Origin of the sequence: Zoogloea sp., assembly GCF_044344315.1 — a bacterium.
In the GTDB taxonomy this organism is placed as follows: Bacteria; Pseudomonadota; Gammaproteobacteria; order Burkholderiales; family Rhodocyclaceae; genus Zoogloea.
In genome coordinates, this window is record NZ_JBIJDC010000044.1 from 19,459 (window position 1) to 33,147 (window position 13,689).

At 66.1% G+C, this 13,689-nt stretch carries 15 protein-coding genes; 2 read left to right on the top strand and 13 right to left on the bottom strand.

What is annotated here, in order from left to right; genetic code table 11:
• Positions 1–141: 141 nt before the first annotated feature.
• Genes dnaQ through ACIQ09_RS11355 form a run of 3 tightly spaced genes read right to left on the bottom strand, consistent with a single transcriptional unit; the run spans position 142 to position 2,100 of the window.
• Positions 142–861, bottom strand: a complete 720-nt coding sequence (gene dnaQ / locus ACIQ09_RS11345) for a DNA polymerase III subunit epsilon (protein WP_398309425.1) — start codon at positions 859–861, stop codon at positions 142–144.
• Positions 858–1,340 carry a ribonuclease HI gene (rnhA, locus tag ACIQ09_RS11350; protein WP_398309428.1) on the bottom strand — a complete coding sequence of 161 codons (483 nt, stop codon included), beginning with the start codon at positions 1,338–1,340 and terminating at the stop codon, positions 858–860. Before rnhA ends, dnaQ begins: the two co-directional genes overlap by 4 nt.
• Complete coding sequence (locus tag ACIQ09_RS11355) at positions 1,327–2,100, bottom strand: class I SAM-dependent methyltransferase (protein WP_398309431.1); 774 nt, start codon at positions 2,098–2,100, stop codon at positions 1,327–1,329. The genes rnhA and ACIQ09_RS11355 overlap by 14 nt, the downstream gene beginning before the upstream one ends.
• Positions 2,101–2,138: 38 nt before the next feature.
• Here ACIQ09_RS11355 and gloB point away from each other — a divergent pair, with 38 nt between their 5' ends.
• Positions 2,139–2,894 carry a hydroxyacylglutathione hydrolase gene (gloB, locus tag ACIQ09_RS11360; RefSeq protein ID WP_398309434.1) on the top strand — a complete coding sequence of 252 codons (756 nt, stop codon included), beginning with the start codon at positions 2,139–2,141 and terminating at the stop codon, positions 2,892–2,894.
• 12 nt (positions 2,895–2,906) lie between these two features.
• Here gloB and ACIQ09_RS11365 read toward each other — a convergent pair whose 3' ends face one another.
• A complete protein-coding gene (locus ACIQ09_RS11365; protein ID WP_398309437.1) occupies positions 2,907–3,863 on the bottom strand; it encodes a diguanylate cyclase in 957 nt (318 codons plus the stop codon).
• A gap of 238 nt (positions 3,864–4,101) precedes the next feature.
• Here ACIQ09_RS11365 and ACIQ09_RS11370 point away from each other — a divergent pair, with 238 nt between their 5' ends.
• Positions 4,102–5,667 (top strand): transglycosylase SLT domain-containing protein, encoded by a 1,566-nt coding sequence (locus tag ACIQ09_RS11370; RefSeq protein ID WP_398309440.1) that lies wholly within the window; start codon positions 4,102–4,104, stop codon positions 5,665–5,667.
• A gap of 270 nt (positions 5,668–5,937) precedes the next feature.
• On the opposite strand, the gene ACIQ09_RS11375 is transcribed toward ACIQ09_RS11370, so the two are convergent.
• The 9 genes from ACIQ09_RS11375 to pcaF form a co-directional block, all read right to left on the bottom strand.
• Positions 5,938–7,035: a 2Fe-2S iron-sulfur cluster-binding protein gene (locus ACIQ09_RS11375; protein WP_398309443.1), complete on the bottom strand. Its 1,098-nt coding sequence runs from the start codon at positions 7,033–7,035 to the stop codon at positions 5,938–5,940.
• 156 nt (positions 7,036–7,191) lie between these two features.
• Positions 7,192–7,692 (bottom strand): 1,2-phenylacetyl-CoA epoxidase subunit PaaD, encoded by a 501-nt coding sequence (gene paaD, locus ACIQ09_RS11380; RefSeq protein WP_398309446.1) that lies wholly within the window; start codon positions 7,690–7,692, stop codon positions 7,192–7,194.
• 10 nt (positions 7,693–7,702) lie between these two features.
• Positions 7,703–8,485: a 1,2-phenylacetyl-CoA epoxidase subunit PaaC gene (gene paaC, locus ACIQ09_RS11385; protein WP_398309449.1), complete on the bottom strand. Its 783-nt coding sequence runs from the start codon at positions 8,483–8,485 to the stop codon at positions 7,703–7,705.
• Positions 8,485–8,781 carry a 1,2-phenylacetyl-CoA epoxidase subunit PaaB gene (gene paaB / locus ACIQ09_RS11390; RefSeq protein ID WP_296568727.1) on the bottom strand — a complete coding sequence of 99 codons (297 nt, stop codon included), beginning with the start codon at positions 8,779–8,781 and terminating at the stop codon, positions 8,485–8,487. The genes paaC and paaB overlap by 1 nt, the downstream gene beginning before the upstream one ends.
• On the bottom strand, positions 8,778–9,791 hold the full coding sequence (gene paaA / locus ACIQ09_RS11395; RefSeq protein ID WP_398309453.1) for a 1,2-phenylacetyl-CoA epoxidase subunit PaaA: 1,014 nt from the start codon (positions 9,789–9,791) through the stop codon (positions 8,778–8,780). The genes paaB and paaA overlap by 4 nt, the downstream gene beginning before the upstream one ends.
• A gap of 42 nt (positions 9,792–9,833) precedes the next feature.
• Complete coding sequence (locus ACIQ09_RS11400; RefSeq protein ID WP_398309456.1) at positions 9,834–10,625, bottom strand: enoyl-CoA hydratase/isomerase family protein; 792 nt, start codon at positions 10,623–10,625, stop codon at positions 9,834–9,836.
• 7 nt (positions 10,626–10,632) lie between these two features.
• A complete protein-coding gene (locus ACIQ09_RS11405; protein WP_398309459.1) occupies positions 10,633–11,391 on the bottom strand; it encodes an enoyl-CoA hydratase in 759 nt (252 codons plus the stop codon).
• A 53-nt stretch (positions 11,392–11,444) separates the two neighbouring features.
• Complete coding sequence (locus ACIQ09_RS11410; RefSeq protein WP_398309462.1) at positions 11,445–12,590, bottom strand: ABC transporter substrate-binding protein; 1,146 nt, start codon at positions 12,588–12,590, stop codon at positions 11,445–11,447.
• Between the two features lie 28 nt (positions 12,591–12,618).
• A partial coding sequence (gene pcaF, locus ACIQ09_RS11415) for a 3-oxoadipyl-CoA thiolase (protein WP_398309466.1) occupies positions 12,619–13,689 on the bottom strand: 1,071 nt, incomplete at its 5' end.

Sequence of the window (13,689 nt, forward strand, 5' to 3'; positions counted from 1 at the left end):
ACGGCATGCCTGTGATTGATGCGTGTTGGGCGACTGAAGTCGCCCCTACAGGTCGCCCCTACAGGTCGACCCTCCAGCGCCCCCCAGACCGTACCTGCAAGGGTGCCCGGGATGAATCCGCCCCGGGGGGGCACCTCAAATTCAGCCGGCCGGCGGTGGCGCCGGGGGAATCCACATGCAGTTTCCCTTGTTGGCCTTGGCGATCTCGCCCAGCACCCGCTCGTGGCCCTCCAGCTCCTCGGGCAGCGCGCGCAGCACGCGCAGTGGCGGCCGCTCGGCAAAGCCGCTGCCGCTGCCATCGTCCATCTGGGGCGGGGGCTCGTCCAGGCTCATGATCAGGCTCTCCTGGCCGCGGGTCATGGCCAGGTACACATCGGCCAGCAGTTCGGCATCCAGGAGCGCGCCGTGCAGGGTCCGATGGGTGTTGTCGATCTCGTAGAGGGAACACAAGGCGTTGAGGGAGGCCTTCTTGCCCGGGTTCTGCTCCTTGGCCAGCTTCAGGGTGTCGATCACCGACGGGCAGATCGCGGTGAGTACCGGGCGCCCCAGCAGGCCCAGTTCGTAGTTGAGGAAGCCCACGTCGAAAGACGCGTTGTGGATCACCAGCTCGCCTCCGGCCACGAAGGCCTCGAACTCCTCGACGATGTCCTTGAACACCGGCTTGTCCACCAGGAACTCGTTGGTGATGCCGTGCACAGCCATGGCGCCGGCGTCGATCTCCCGCTGAGGGTTGATGAAGACGTGGTAATGCCGGCCGGTGAGCTTGCGGTCGAGCAGCTCGACGCAGCCGATTTCAATCACCCGGTCGCCACTCTTCCAGTCCAGGCCGGTGGTTTCCGTATCCAGAACAATCTGTCTCATGCCTTCACTCCTGCCGTCTCTTCCGATTCCACGGCCCTGCCCGCCTTCCTGACGGCCTCCACACCGCGCCGGGCCAGGGCGTCGGCGCGTTCATTCTCCACATGGCCGGCGTGGCCCTTCACCCACAGCCACTTGATCTGGTGCCGGGCGGCCTCCGCATCCAGGGCGCGCCACAGGTCTTCGTTCTTTACCGGGGCCTTGGAGGCGGTCTTCCAGCCCCGCGCCTTCCAGCCGTGGATCCACTCCGAAATGCCCTTCTGCACATACTGGGAATCGGTATGTACCCGCGCCGATACCGGACGCTTCATGGCCTCCAGGGCACGGATCACCGCCAGCAGCTCCATACGGTTGTTGGTGGTGGCGGGCTCGCCGCCCCACAGTTCCTTCTCGTGGGGGCCGGCACGCAGGAGCGCGCCCCAGCCCCCGGGCCCCGGGTTGCCGGAGCAGGCGCCGTCGGTATAGATGTCAATCTCGTCCAAAATCGTTCTCGTCTGTGGTTTTGCGGGGGCCACTGTCTGCGACACCCCCTGTTCTCTGAATGATTGGCGCCAGTGCCCGGGCCCGCGCCTTGCGGTCCCATTTGGGCATGATCAGGCGCATGCCATGCACCCGTTTGATGGCATGAATCACATACACACCGCCGCCGATGGGCCACCAGCGCGGGCCCACCTTGTCCAGCAAACCCAGGCGGTCTATCCATTTTTGTTGCTCCATGGCGGGCACGAAGCAGCCCGAGCGCTGGGCACCAATCTCGAAGCTGAGCAGAGCCAGCCAGTCCTTCAGGCGACGGGTGCTCAGGTATTGCCCGTGCCACGGGTAGGCGCCGCATTCCCGCGCCAGCCGGCGGCGCAAACCAAACAGGCTGACGGGGTTGAACCCCGCGATGACCACGTGGCCGTCCGCCACCAAGACTCTCTCCACCTCCCGCAAAACCTGGTGGGGGTGAGCTGCGAACTCCAGCACATGGGGCAGCACCACCAGGTCGAGGCTATTGGCAGCGAAAGGCAGGGCTTCGAGATCTGTCTCCAGATTCACCTCCCCCGCCCCGGCCCGCAGACGCAGGGGCATCCGGTTGGCGCGCAGGAAGTCCGCCTCCGGCAGCCCAAGCTGCACGGCGTTGTAGCCAAAGATATCAGCCACCAGCGCATCGATGCGCTCCGTCTCCCAGGCCATGACGTAGCGCCCCAGCGGCGTATCGAGCCAGGCGTGCAGACCGGGGAAGGACTCGGAAGGTGACATCGGAGTGCGAACGGCGGGAGAGCGGCTACAATTAGCGGATGCAGATTATCCCTCTTCCCGCGTTTCGCGATAACTATATCTGGCTGCTCCGGAACGGTAGCACCGCTACGGTTGTAGACCCGGGCGATGCCGCGCCGGTACTGCGCTACCTGGCTGACGAAGATCTCACGCTGGGCGCCATTCTGATCACTCACCACCATTCCGACCACGTGGGCGGCATCGACGCCCTGCTGGCCGCCCATCCGGTTCCGGTGTACGGCCCGGCCCGGGAGGCCATCCCGGCCATCACCCGCCGGGTGGGCAATGGTGACGTGGTGTCGGTGCCCGGCGCCGATTTCCAGGTCATCGACGTTCCGGGCCATACCGCCGGGCACGTGGCTTACTACGCGGCCCCCACACTATTCTGCGGTGACACTCTGTTCGCGGCCGGCTGTGGCCGGATCTTCGAAGGCACGCCGGCCCAGCTCTTCGCATCCCTGGAGCGGCTTGCCGAGCTGCCCGGCGACACCCAAGTGTATTGCACCCACGAATACACCATGTCCAACCTGGCCTTCGCTGCTGCCGTCGAGCCCAACAACAGCGCGATTGCCGAGCGCATGGCCCTGTGCCAAGCGCTGCGTGCCGATGAGCGCCCGACCGTGCCCTTCCGGCTGGACGGGGAGCGCCGTTCCAACCCTTTCCTGCGCACCCGGGAAGCGGAAGTCATCCGCCAGGCCGAAGCCCAGGCCGGGCGTGGCCTGAGCGGGCCGGAAGAGGTGTTTGCAGCGCTGCGGGAATGGAAGAACCGCTTCTGAAGAGCGGGTTGATCAGGAAGGAATGCGGACGGCCGTGGCGGCGATGCGGTTGCGGCCGCTTTCCTTGGCCTGGTAAAGGGCGTCATCAGCTGCCTTGAGCAGATCGGCAGACAGCCCTTCGTTGCGCTCGGGAATCACCGACGCCACGCCAATACTCACCGTCACCACGCCACTCCCCCGGGCATAGCGGTGGGTGATGCGCAGGCCTTCCACTGCCGAGCGCATGCCTTCTGCCACCTGCAGGGCACCGGTGATGTCGGTATCCGGCAGGATCACGGCAAACTCCTCGCCTCCGTAGCGGGCAACCATGTCGGCCGGGCGGCGCAGCACCAGACTCAGGGTGCGGGCCACGGCCTTCAGGCACTCATCACCCACCTGGTGACCATAACCGTCGTTGAACTGCTTGAACTTGTCCACATCGCACAGCAGCAGGGCCAGGGGCTTGCGCTGGCGGCTGGCACGGCGCCACTCCCGCAACAGGGTTTCGTCAAACTGGCGCCGGTTGGCAATGGAGGTCAGGCCGTCGAGGGAGGACAGGCGGGTGAGCTCCTGGTTGGCCTCGTCGAGCTTGCGGGTCAGCACCAGCAGCGAATAGCGCATCTGGGCGATGCGCTGCATGGCGCGCACCTTGGCGGCCAGCACGGTCTCGGAGACAGGCTTGATCAGGTAGTCATCCCCCCCGACGGAAATACCCTTTTCCAGGTCTTCGTCACTGGTGCGGGCTGTCAGGAAGATGATCGGCGTCCACTCGCCGGCCTGCTCAAGCTGGCGAATGCGCCGGGCAACCTCGAATCCATCCATGCCCGGCATGATGATGTCGAGGAGGATAACGTCCGGGCGCTCAAGCTTGAACTGCTCGATCCCCTTCTCGCCATCCCGGGCCACAATTGGCTCAATGCCGATCTTGCGAAGCTGATGAGACACCAAGGTCGCGCTCGTCAGGGTGTCCTCGATCAACAGGGCTTTCACGTAAGGTCTCGATGCGATGTCTGGGTTTGACGGCGGGCGCGCAGCTGTGCGCCGGATTGTGCCCCAAAAGGGGCAGCAGCGGGTCGTTTCGGGCCACATTCGGGCCACAATCCGGAGCCTAGGCAACACCCCGCGTGGCACTCGGACCGTTTGTCGTCTTTTGAATCGATTACCGGTTTGACCCCCCCATGCATGGGCAGATAAAATCCCGCCTTTGCTTTTCGCGCGACAAAGCCCGATGTATCCGAGAGTTATCGCGCTGTTCCTGTCCATTTTCGCTTCAGGTGCCCTGCAGGCTGACGATTCCGCAGAATCGCCCCTGCGCCTCGACCCATCCCCCATGTTGAGCGAAGCCGGTGGCCTCCAGGCCCCCCAGGCCTTCGAGATCCGGGAGCAGCACGTCCGGGTACCCACCATCGACCTGACCGTCGAACCCGACGATCTCTGGGAACGCATCCGCCGCGGCTTCTCGATGCCTGACCTGAACACCGACCTGGTGACCGACAGGCAGATTTACTACATCAACCGCCCCGGTGCCCTGCGCCAGATCTTCACCCGCGGTCAGCGCTACCTCTATCACATCGTTGACGAGCTCGAGCGCCGCGGCATGCCCACCGAGCTGGCCCTGCTGCCCATGGTGGAAAGCGCCTTCAACCCGATGGCCCTGTCTTCGGCCCAGGCCTCCGGCCTGTGGCAGTTCATCCCGTCTACCGGCAAGAGCTACAACCTGGAGCAGAACTGGTGGGTGGACGAGCGCCGTGACGTGATCGCCTCTACCAACGCCGCCCTCGACTACCTGCAGACCATCTACGAGATGCATGGTGACTGGCACCTGGCCCTGGCCTCCTACAACTGGGGTGAAGGTGCCGTGGGCCGGGCCGTGGTCAAGAACCGGGCCGCCGGACTGCCCACCGAATACCAGCACCTCAACATGCCGGGGGAAACCCGCTACTACGTCCCCAAGCTGCAGGCTCTCAAGAACATCGTGGCCCAGCCGGAGCTGTTTGGCATCAACCTGCCCCATATCCCCAACCGGCCCTACTTCGTCACCGTGGAGAGCCGCGTGGCCCTCGACCTGGCCACCGCCGCGCGTCTGGCCGAAACCTCGGTGGACGAGATCCTGGCCCTCAACCCCGGCTACAAGCGCCCGGTGCTGCCCACCAACGGCTCCCAGTCCCTGGTGATTCCGGCGAGCAAGGTAGAAGCCTTTCTGGTCAACCTGTCCCGCCACGACCCGGCCAGCGCCAGCTGGCGCACCTACGCGCTGCGTGACGGTGAAGGGCTGGAAGGCGCGGCCGACCGTCTCGGCATCTCCGCCACTCGCCTGCGCCAGGTCAACGGCCTGTCGCCCCGGGCCCGCATCGGTAGCGGCTACACCCTGATCGTGCCATCCGAGAGCGAGGGGGATCGCATCACCCTGTCCAATCTTATCCCCACCAAGCCGCAGGCCGGCGCCGTAGAACCGCCTCCCCCACCCCGCACGCTGATCCAGCGCACAGTGGTCCGAGGCAAGAACGGCCGCCCGATGGTGGTGGAACGCAAGGTGACGGTGCAGGACAGCAGCGCATCCCGCGACAGAACGGAGAAGGCTGACAAGGGCAAGCCCGGCAAGCGGGTTGTCGAGGAGCGTGAAAAGCCTTCAGCCAAGGGCAACGCCAAGGCGGCCCCCGCCACCAAGGCCGGCAAGCCCGAAAAGGCAGACAAGCCCGTTCGCCAGGAGAAACCCGAAAAGCCGGGCAAGAACGCGGGCAAGCCCCCTGCCCCACCGGCCAAAGCCAAGGCGGAGCCACCCAAACGGCGTTGATGTCGGGCCGCGCGTTGGTCGATTGAATCTGATTTCCTCAGGTTGACGCGTCGTTTGACAATCCATGCAGCCGCTCGCGTAAGGGCGACTGTAGGGGCGACTTCAGTCGCCCACCCGCGCCCCGATCACCGGCATGCCCCTAATTGAAGCCCGCGGGCGACTGAAGTCGCCCCCACCGCCCCTCCGGCCACCGTCAGAGCGCCCATACGGAATCGACCCCACCGAGGCCTGGCCTCGGGGGGGGCGAATTCATTCGACTACGACGCGCCCTCAGCGCTCGTCGAAACTCACCAGCAGGCGCTTGCTGGTGGCGCGGGCCTGGCAGCTCAGCACAAAGCCCTGATTCACCTCCGGGGCCTCCAGGGTGAAGTTCTTGTCCATCACCACGGAGCCGTCCAGCACCTTGGCGCGGCAGGTGCAGCACACGCCGGCCTTGCAGGAGAAGGGCAGGTCGAGGCCGGCATTGAGGGCAGCGTCGAGCACATGCTCGTCGGCACCGATGGCGATCTCGTGCTCCTTGCCGTCGAGGATGACGGTGAGGGCGATGTCCTTGGCCGCAGCGGCGGCGCTGGCGGCAGCCGTGGCAGCACCCACCGGCTTGGCACCGGCGGGCAGGCCGGCGGTAAAGCGCTCGGTACGAACACGGTCGGCGGGCACACCGGCCTCCACCAGGGCGGTCTCCGTGGCGCAGATCATCTCATCCGGACCGCAGATGAAGACTTCGTCCATGGAGCCCACGGGCAGCAGGGCCCGGATGATCTCGCGGACCTTGTCGCCGTCGATGCGCCCCTGCAGCAGGTCCACTTCCTGGGCCTGCCGGGACAGGATGTGGATCAGGGTGAGCCGGTCGCGGTAGCGATCCTTCAGATCCTGCAGGGCTTCGTTGAACATCACCGAGGACATGCGGCGATTGCCATAGACCAGGGTGAATTTGCTCTCGGGCTGCTCCTCAAGGGTGGTGGCGGCAATCGACAGGATGGGCGTGATGCCGGAGCCGGCGGCGAAGCCAACCCGATGGATGGCGCGCTTCTTCCGCACGGTGAAGCGGCCGTCCGGCGGCATGACCTGGAGGGTGTCACCGGCCTTGACCGAGGTGGCCGCCCAGTTGGAGAAGACACCGCCCTCCACGGGGCGGATGCCGACCTCCAGTTCGCCCACCTTGGCCAGGCGGCTGCGCGGGCTGCTGATGGAGTAGCTGCGGCGCACGTCCTGGCCATTGATGGTGGCGCGCAGGGTCAGGAACTGACCTGGCTCGAAGGCAAAGCGTTCACGCTCGGCCTCGGGAATGGCGAGGGTGATGGCCACCGCGCCGGCCGCCTCGGGGCTGACCCGTTTGACGGCAAGTTCTTGAAAACGGAGTGCTGACATGGCGTTTTTAAACTCCTGAAACACCGCCCCGGCAAAGCCCGTGAAGAAATCGTAGCGAGCAGGCCCGAGGCTGCGACGAGGCACGGAGCTGTACGTGATGTACAGCGAGCACCGGAATCGCAGGATCGGGACGCGCAGTAGATTTATTCACGGGCGTCAGTAGGGCTTGAAATAGTCGAAGGGTTCCTGGCAGTCGAGGCACTTGTAGAGTGCCTTGCAGGCTGTGGACCCGAATTGGGACGAGACGACGGTGTGGGTGGAGCCGCAGCGCGGGCAGGCCACCGCGTCCGGCGCCGGGCGATGACGCATGAACTTGACCACACTGACGTCCGGCCGGGTGGTGTGCGGTGGCGCGATGCCATAGACGCGCAGCTTCTCCTTGGCCTCGTCGCTGATCCAGTCGGTGGTCCAGGCCGGGGCCAGACGGGTGATGACGCGGGCCGCAATACCGGCCTTGTCCAGCGCCCCCCTGACGTCATCCTCGATCTGCCCCATCGCCGGGCAGCCGGTATAGGTGGGGGTGATGACCACCTCCACCCCGTCCGGCGTTTCGGTGACATCCCGGAGGATGCCCAGCTCGCGCAGGGTCACCACCGGGATCTCCGGGTCGGTCAGATGCTCCAGGGTCGCCCAGACCTGTTCCACGACTGTGCTCATGGTCTCGGCCTTACCAGGTGGCGCCCGGGTGGGCGCGGGCCAGGCCCTGCATCTCGCCGAGCAGGTAGCCCAGGTGCTCGGAATGACGCCCGTGCTTGCCTTCGGGCACGTAGCCGCGAACCTGCGGACGCACCAGGGTGGCCTCGTTCAGGGTCTCGTTGACGATGGCGTCCCACGCGGCACGCAGGCTGCGCACATCAACGCCGGCACCGGCGGCCACTGCCGCATCCTCGGGCACGCTCGGGGTCCAGAACTCTTCGGTGTAGGGGAAGAGGTGATCCACCGCCGCCTGGGCGCGCTGATGGGATTCGTCGGTGCCGTCACCGAAGCGGACCAGCCAGTCGGCAGCGTGGTGCAGGTGGTAGCGCGCTTCCTTCAGGGACTTGGCGGCGATGGCTGCCAGGTCGGCGTCGGGAGACGTCTCCAGCGCGTCCCAAACCAGCACCATCAGGGCGCCGTAGAGGAAGTTGCGCACGACGGTGGTGGCGTAGTCCCGGTCGGACACGGCGTAACCCACCAGAGGGCCGTTATGGGGCAGCTCCAGCAGGGTGTAATTGCGGAACTGGGTTTCGTCGCGGAAGTAGGCCAGCTTGTCCTCGGTGGCGTCGCCGCCCATACGGGTGGCGGCCAGCTGATAGAGCAGCCGGGCCTGGCCGATATGGTCGAGGCTGACGTTGCCCATGGCGATGTCTTCCTCGAGGATGGGCCCGTGGCCGCACCATTCGGCGTTGCGCTGGCCCAGCACCACGGCGTTGTCGGCCAGGTGCAGGAGGTAGTCGACAGGCGCGCTCATCACATGTGCCCCACTTCTTCCGGGATTTCGTAGAAGGTCGGGTGACGGTAGATCTTGTCCGCGGCGGGATCGAACAGCTCGCCCTTGTCGTCCGGGTTGCTGGCAGTGATGGCGGCGGACGGCAGCACCCAGATGCTCACGCCTTCCTGGCGGCGGGTGTACACGTCACGCGCCATGTGCAGGGCCTGGGCCGCATCAGCGGCGTGCAGGCTGCCGCAGTGCTTGTGCTCGAGGCCCTGCTTGCTGCGGACGAAGATTTCCCAGAGGGGCCATTCCTTGAGTGCGGGGGTGTTCATGCTGCCTCCTTTTGTGCGCGTTGTTGTTGTTTGCGGGTGTAGGCCAGGGCGGCGTCGCGCACCCACTGGCCATCGTTGTGGGCCTTCACGCGGGTGGCGAGGCGCTCCTTGTTGCAGGGGCCGTTGCCTTCCACGGTGTTCCAGAACTCCTGCCAGTCGATCTGGCCGTAGTCGTAGTGCTGGCGCTCTTCGTTCCACTTGAGGTCCGGATCCGGCAGGGTCACGCCCAACACCTTGGCCTGGGGCACGGTGGCATCGACGAACTTCTGGCGCAGGTCATCGTTGCTGATGCGCTTGATGCCCCAGCGCATGCCCTGGGCACTGTTGGGGCTGTCGGCGTCGGGCGGCCCGAACATGGCCAGGCACTTCCACCACAAGCGGTTCACCGCATCCTGCACCATGGCGCGCTGGGCTTCGGTGCCCTGCATCATCACCAGCAGGGCCTCGTAGCCCTGGCGCTGGTGGAAGGACTCTTCCTTGCACACCCGCACCATGGCGCGGGAGTACGGGCCATAGGAGCAGCGGCACAGGGGGATCTGGTTCATGATCGCCGCGCCGTCCACCAGCCAGCCGATCACGCCCACGTCGGCCCAGTTGAGGGTCGGGTAGTTGAAGATCGAGCTGTACTTGGCCTTGCCGGAGTGCAGGCCTTCGAGCATCTGGTCACGGCTGGTGCCCAGGGTCTCGGCGGCGGAATAGAGGTAGAGGCCATGGCCGCCCTCGTCCTGCACCTTGGCGATCAGGATGGCCTTGCGCTTGAGGCTGGGGGCGCGGGAGATCCAGTTGCCTTCGGGCAGCATGCCGACGATCTCGCTGTGGGCGTGCTGGCTGATCTGACGCACCAGGGTCTTGCGGTAGGCATCGGGCATCCAGTCCTGGGGCTCGATGCGGCCGTCGGCGTCGATGCGGGCGTCAAAGGCCGCCATCAGTTCCGCGTTCTCGGTGGACGGGATGGCCGCCACGTTCTTCTGGCCGGCGTTGTCCGGCACGCTGAAGGATTGGGTATACATGAGGTGTCTCTCCTGTGTAGGTTGGACAGATCCGCCCGCTGCTTATTGCAGCCAGGCCGGGGGACGTTTTTCAAGAAAGGCGGCGATGCCGTCCCGGGCTTCATCGGTGGCGCGCCGACGGGCAATGCGGCTGGCCGTCTCCTCGCTCACCGCGTCGTCGATGGGTCGCCCATTGACGGCGGCGATCAGGTCCTTGGCGGCCTTCTGGGCCTGGGGCGCGCCGGCCACCAGGGTCTCGGCCAGGGCAGCCACTGCCGCGTCGAGGGCGTCCGCCGGGACGACCTCCCCCACCAGCCCCATTTCCAGGGCACGGGCGGCATCGATCCGCTCGGCGCTCTGGAACAGGCGCAGGGCGTGACGCGGGCCGATGGCCCGCAGCACGTAGGGGCTGATCACCGCGGGGATGATTCCGAACTTCACTTCCGAGGTGGAGAACGAGGCGTTGTCCGCGGCCACCGCCATGTCGCAGGCGGCGGCGAGCCCGGTGCCGCCTCCCAGGGCTGCGCCCTGGACACGGGCGATGGTCGGCTTGTTCATGTCCGACAGGGCCCGCAGCATGCCGGCAAAGCGGCGGGCGTCGGCCATGTTCTCGGCTTCACCGTAGGCCGAGGCGCGCTTCATCCAGTTGAGGTCGGCGCCGGCGGAGAAGTGCTTGCCCCGCCCGGCCAGCACCACCACCCGCACGCCGGCGTCGGCGTCCACCTCGGCGCAGGCCTGGTGCAGGTCGGCGATGAGCTGCTCGTTGAAGGCGTTGAAGACGTCCGGGCGATTCATCCACAGGGTGGCCACGCGGCCGCTGCGTTCGATTTCCAGGGTTTCGTAAGGGCTTGCCATGGGGACCTCAGCAGTTCCGGAAAGCCGGCTTGCGCTTCTCGACGAAGGCGGCCATGCCTTCCTTCTGGTCTTCGAGGGCGAAGGCGGAGTGGAAGACCCGGCGTTCGAAGAGCAGGCCTTCGTTGGCGCGGTTCACCGATTCCTTGATCATCATGACCACCGGCAGGGAGAAGCCGGCGATGGTGGTGGCGGCTTTCAGCGTTTCTTCCAGCAGCTGCTCGGCGGGGATGATGCGGGCCACCAGGCCGGCCTTCTCGGCTTCGGCGGCGTCCATCATGCGGGCAGTGAGGCACAGGTCCATGGCCTTGGCCTTGCCCACCGCACGGGGCAGGCGCTGGGTGCCGCCGGCGCCGGGCATGGTGCCCAGGCGGATCTCCGGCTGACCGAACTTCGCCGTATCGGCGGCGAAGATCATGTCGCACATCATCGCCATCTCGCAGCCGCCGCCCAGGGCAAAGCCCGCCACCGCCGCGATCACCGGCTTGCGGGTGGTCTTGATGCGCTCCCAGTTGCGGGTGATGAAGTCGGTCTTGTAGGCGTGCATGTAGTCGAAGTCCTTCATGAAGCCGATGTCGGCTCCCGCAGCGAAGGCCTTCTCGTTGCCAGTCAGGACGATGCACCCGATGTTCTCGTCGGCTTCAAAGCCGTCGATTGCCGCACCAATGCCATCCACGACCTCGTTGTTGAGGGCGTTGAGGGCTTCGGGCCGGTTGATGCGGATGAGCCCAACCTTGCCGTGGACTTCCGTGATTACCAGCTTGCTCATGCTGTTCTCCCGGTACCCGCCAGCCGGCGGGCACCCTTCTTGTTGTCGGGGGCTTACTGGGAGATGGTCCAGTCGCCGGCCTTCACTTCCAGCATGCGGAAGGAGGACAGGTCGAGGCCCATATGGTCGGTGGGCGACATGTTGAACTTGCCACTGGTACCAATGAAGCCCTTGGTCGCCTCGATGGCATCGCGGACCTTGGCCTTGTCGGTACCGCCGGCGCGCTTGATGGCATCCACGGCGATCATCAGGCCGTCGTAGGCGTAGCCACCGAAGGTGGACACATCCTCCTTGTAGCGATCCTTGTAGGCCTTGGCGTAGGCGGTCACGACAGGCTTCTGCGGGTCATTGGCGGGGAGCTTCTCGGGGATCAGCTGGGCCGGGGACGGCAGGCGCACGCCTTCGGCAGCCGGGCCGGCGAGCTTCAGGAACTCATCCGAGGCCACACCATGGGACTGGTACAGGGGCAGCGTGATGCCGAGCTGCTTGTAGTTCTTGGTGACGATGGCCGGGCCCTGGCCCAGACCGAACACGAAGACGGCCTGCACGCCGGCGGCGTTCTTGATCTTGGTGAGCTGCGGGCTCATGTCGGTGTCCTTGGGGCCGTAGGTCTCGTTGGCCACCAGGGTCACGCCGTACTTGCCGGCCACCAGCTCGGTTTCCTTCTTGCCGGACTGGCCGAAACCGCTGGTCTCGGACAACAGGGCCACCTTGGTCAGGCCGCGCTTCTTCATGTCTTCAAAGACCTTCTCGGCGGCCATGCGGTCAGTGTGGGGGGTCTTGAAGACGAACTTCTTGACCGGCTCGATGATCACCACGGCACCAGCAAGGGAGATGAAGGGCGTGCCGGACTTCTCGGCCAGGGGCACCATGGACATGGTGGCGCCGGTGGTGGTGCCGCCGACCAGGATGTCCACCTTGTCGTCGTCGAGCAGGCGCTTGGCGAAGCCGTTGGCCTTGTTGGCGTCACTGCCGTCGTCGTAGTGCACCAGTTGCAGCTGACGGCCCAGCACGCCGCCCTTCTTGTTGATGTCTTCCACGTAGAGCTGCAGGGTCTTCAGCTCGGGGTCGCCCAGGAAGGCGGCCGGGCCGGTGACGGACAGGACGGAACCGATCTTGATCGGCTCATTGGCAATCGCGGCCAGGCTGCCCAGGGCCAGCACGGCGCCAACGGCAAACTTCTTCATCATGGTCTTCATGGGTTTGTCTCCTCTTTATGGTTGTGCTTCAAACACGCTCGATGATCATTGCAATGCCCTGCCCCACCCCGATGCACATGGTGCACAGGGCATAGCGGCCACCGCGGCGGTGCAGTTCGTACAGGGCGGTGGTGACCAGGCGGGCACCGCTCATGCCCAGGGGGTGGCCCATGGCAATGGCGCCGCCATTGGGGTTCACCCGGGCGTCGTCGTCGGCCAGGCCCAGGTCGCGCAGCACGGCGAGACCCTGGGCGGCGAAGGCTTCGTTAAGCTCGATGACGTCCATCTGGTCCAGGCTCAGGCCGGCCTTGGCCAGCACCTTGCGCACCGCCGGCGCCGGGCCGAAACCCATGATGCGCGGCGCCACCCCGGCGGTGGCCATGGCCACCACGCGCGCCTTCGGCGTCAGGCCGTACTGGCCCACGGCCGACCCGGAGGCCAGCAGCAGCGCACAGGCACCGTCATTGACGCCCGACGCATTGCCGGCCGTTACCGTCAGCTCGGGGCCATTGACGCCCTTGAGCTTGGCCAGCATCTCCAGGGTGGTGTCGGGGCGCGGATGCTCGTCGGTGGTGAACAGGATAGGGTCGCCCTTCTTGCGCGGGATCTCCACCGGCACCAGCTCGTCGGCAAAGCGGCCGGCTTCGTGGGCGGCGGCCCAGCGCTGCTGGGAACGCAGGGCAAAGGCGTCCTGGTCGGCCCGGGAGATACCGAAGTCGGCGGCCACGTTGTCCGCGGTCTGCGGCATGGAGTGGACTTCGTAGAGCTTCTTCATCAGCGGATTGACGAAACGCCAGCCGATGGTGGTGTCGTAGATCGCAGCCTGGCGCGAGAAGGCCGATTCGGCCTTGCCCATCACAAAGGGCGCCCGGGACATGCTCTCCACGCCGCCGGCGATCATCAGCTCCGTCTCACCCGACTTGATGGAGCGGGCCGCCAGGCCCACCGCATCCATGCCGGAGCCGCACAGGCGATTCACCGTGGTGCCCGGCACCTCGATGGGCAGCCCGGCCAGCAGGCCCGACATGCGCGCCACGTTGCGGTTGTCTTCGCCGGCCTGGTTGGCGCAGCCGTAGATGATGTCCTCGACAGCCGTCCA

Coding starts and splice junctions, on each gene's coding strand:
- dnaQ (WP_398309425.1), bottom strand. CDS start 861: ATGAGACAGATTGTTCTGGATACGGAAACCACCGGCCTGGACTGGAAG.
- ACIQ09_RS11355 (WP_398309431.1), bottom strand. CDS start 2,100: ATGTCACCTTCCGAGTCCTTCCCCGGTCTGCACGCCTGGCTCGATACG.
- gloB (WP_398309434.1), top strand. CDS start 2,139: ATGCAGATTATCCCTCTTCCCGCGTTTCGCGATAACTATATCTGGCTG.
- ACIQ09_RS11370 (WP_398309440.1), top strand. CDS start 4,102: ATGTATCCGAGAGTTATCGCGCTGTTCCTGTCCATTTTCGCTTCAGGT.
- ACIQ09_RS11375 (WP_398309443.1), bottom strand. CDS start 7,035: ATGTCAGCACTCCGTTTTCAAGAACTTGCCGTCAAACGGGTCAGCCCC.
- paaD (WP_398309446.1), bottom strand. CDS start 7,692: ATGAGCACAGTCGTGGAACAGGTCTGGGCGACCCTGGAGCATCTGACC.
- paaC (WP_398309449.1), bottom strand. CDS start 8,485: ATGAGCGCGCCTGTCGACTACCTCCTGCACCTGGCCGACAACGCCGTG.
- paaB (WP_296568727.1), bottom strand. CDS start 8,781: ATGAACACCCCCGCACTCAAGGAATGGCCCCTCTGGGAAATCTTCGTC.
- paaA (WP_398309453.1), bottom strand. CDS start 9,791: ATGTATACCCAATCCTTCAGCGTGCCGGACAACGCCGGCCAGAAGAAC.
- ACIQ09_RS11400 (WP_398309456.1), bottom strand. CDS start 10,625: ATGGCAAGCCCTTACGAAACCCTGGAAATCGAACGCAGCGGCCGCGTG.
- ACIQ09_RS11405 (WP_398309459.1), bottom strand. CDS start 11,391: ATGAGCAAGCTGGTAATCACGGAAGTCCACGGCAAGGTTGGGCTCATC.
- ACIQ09_RS11410 (WP_398309462.1), bottom strand. CDS start 12,590: ATGAAGACCATGATGAAGAAGTTTGCCGTTGGCGCCGTGCTGGCCCTG.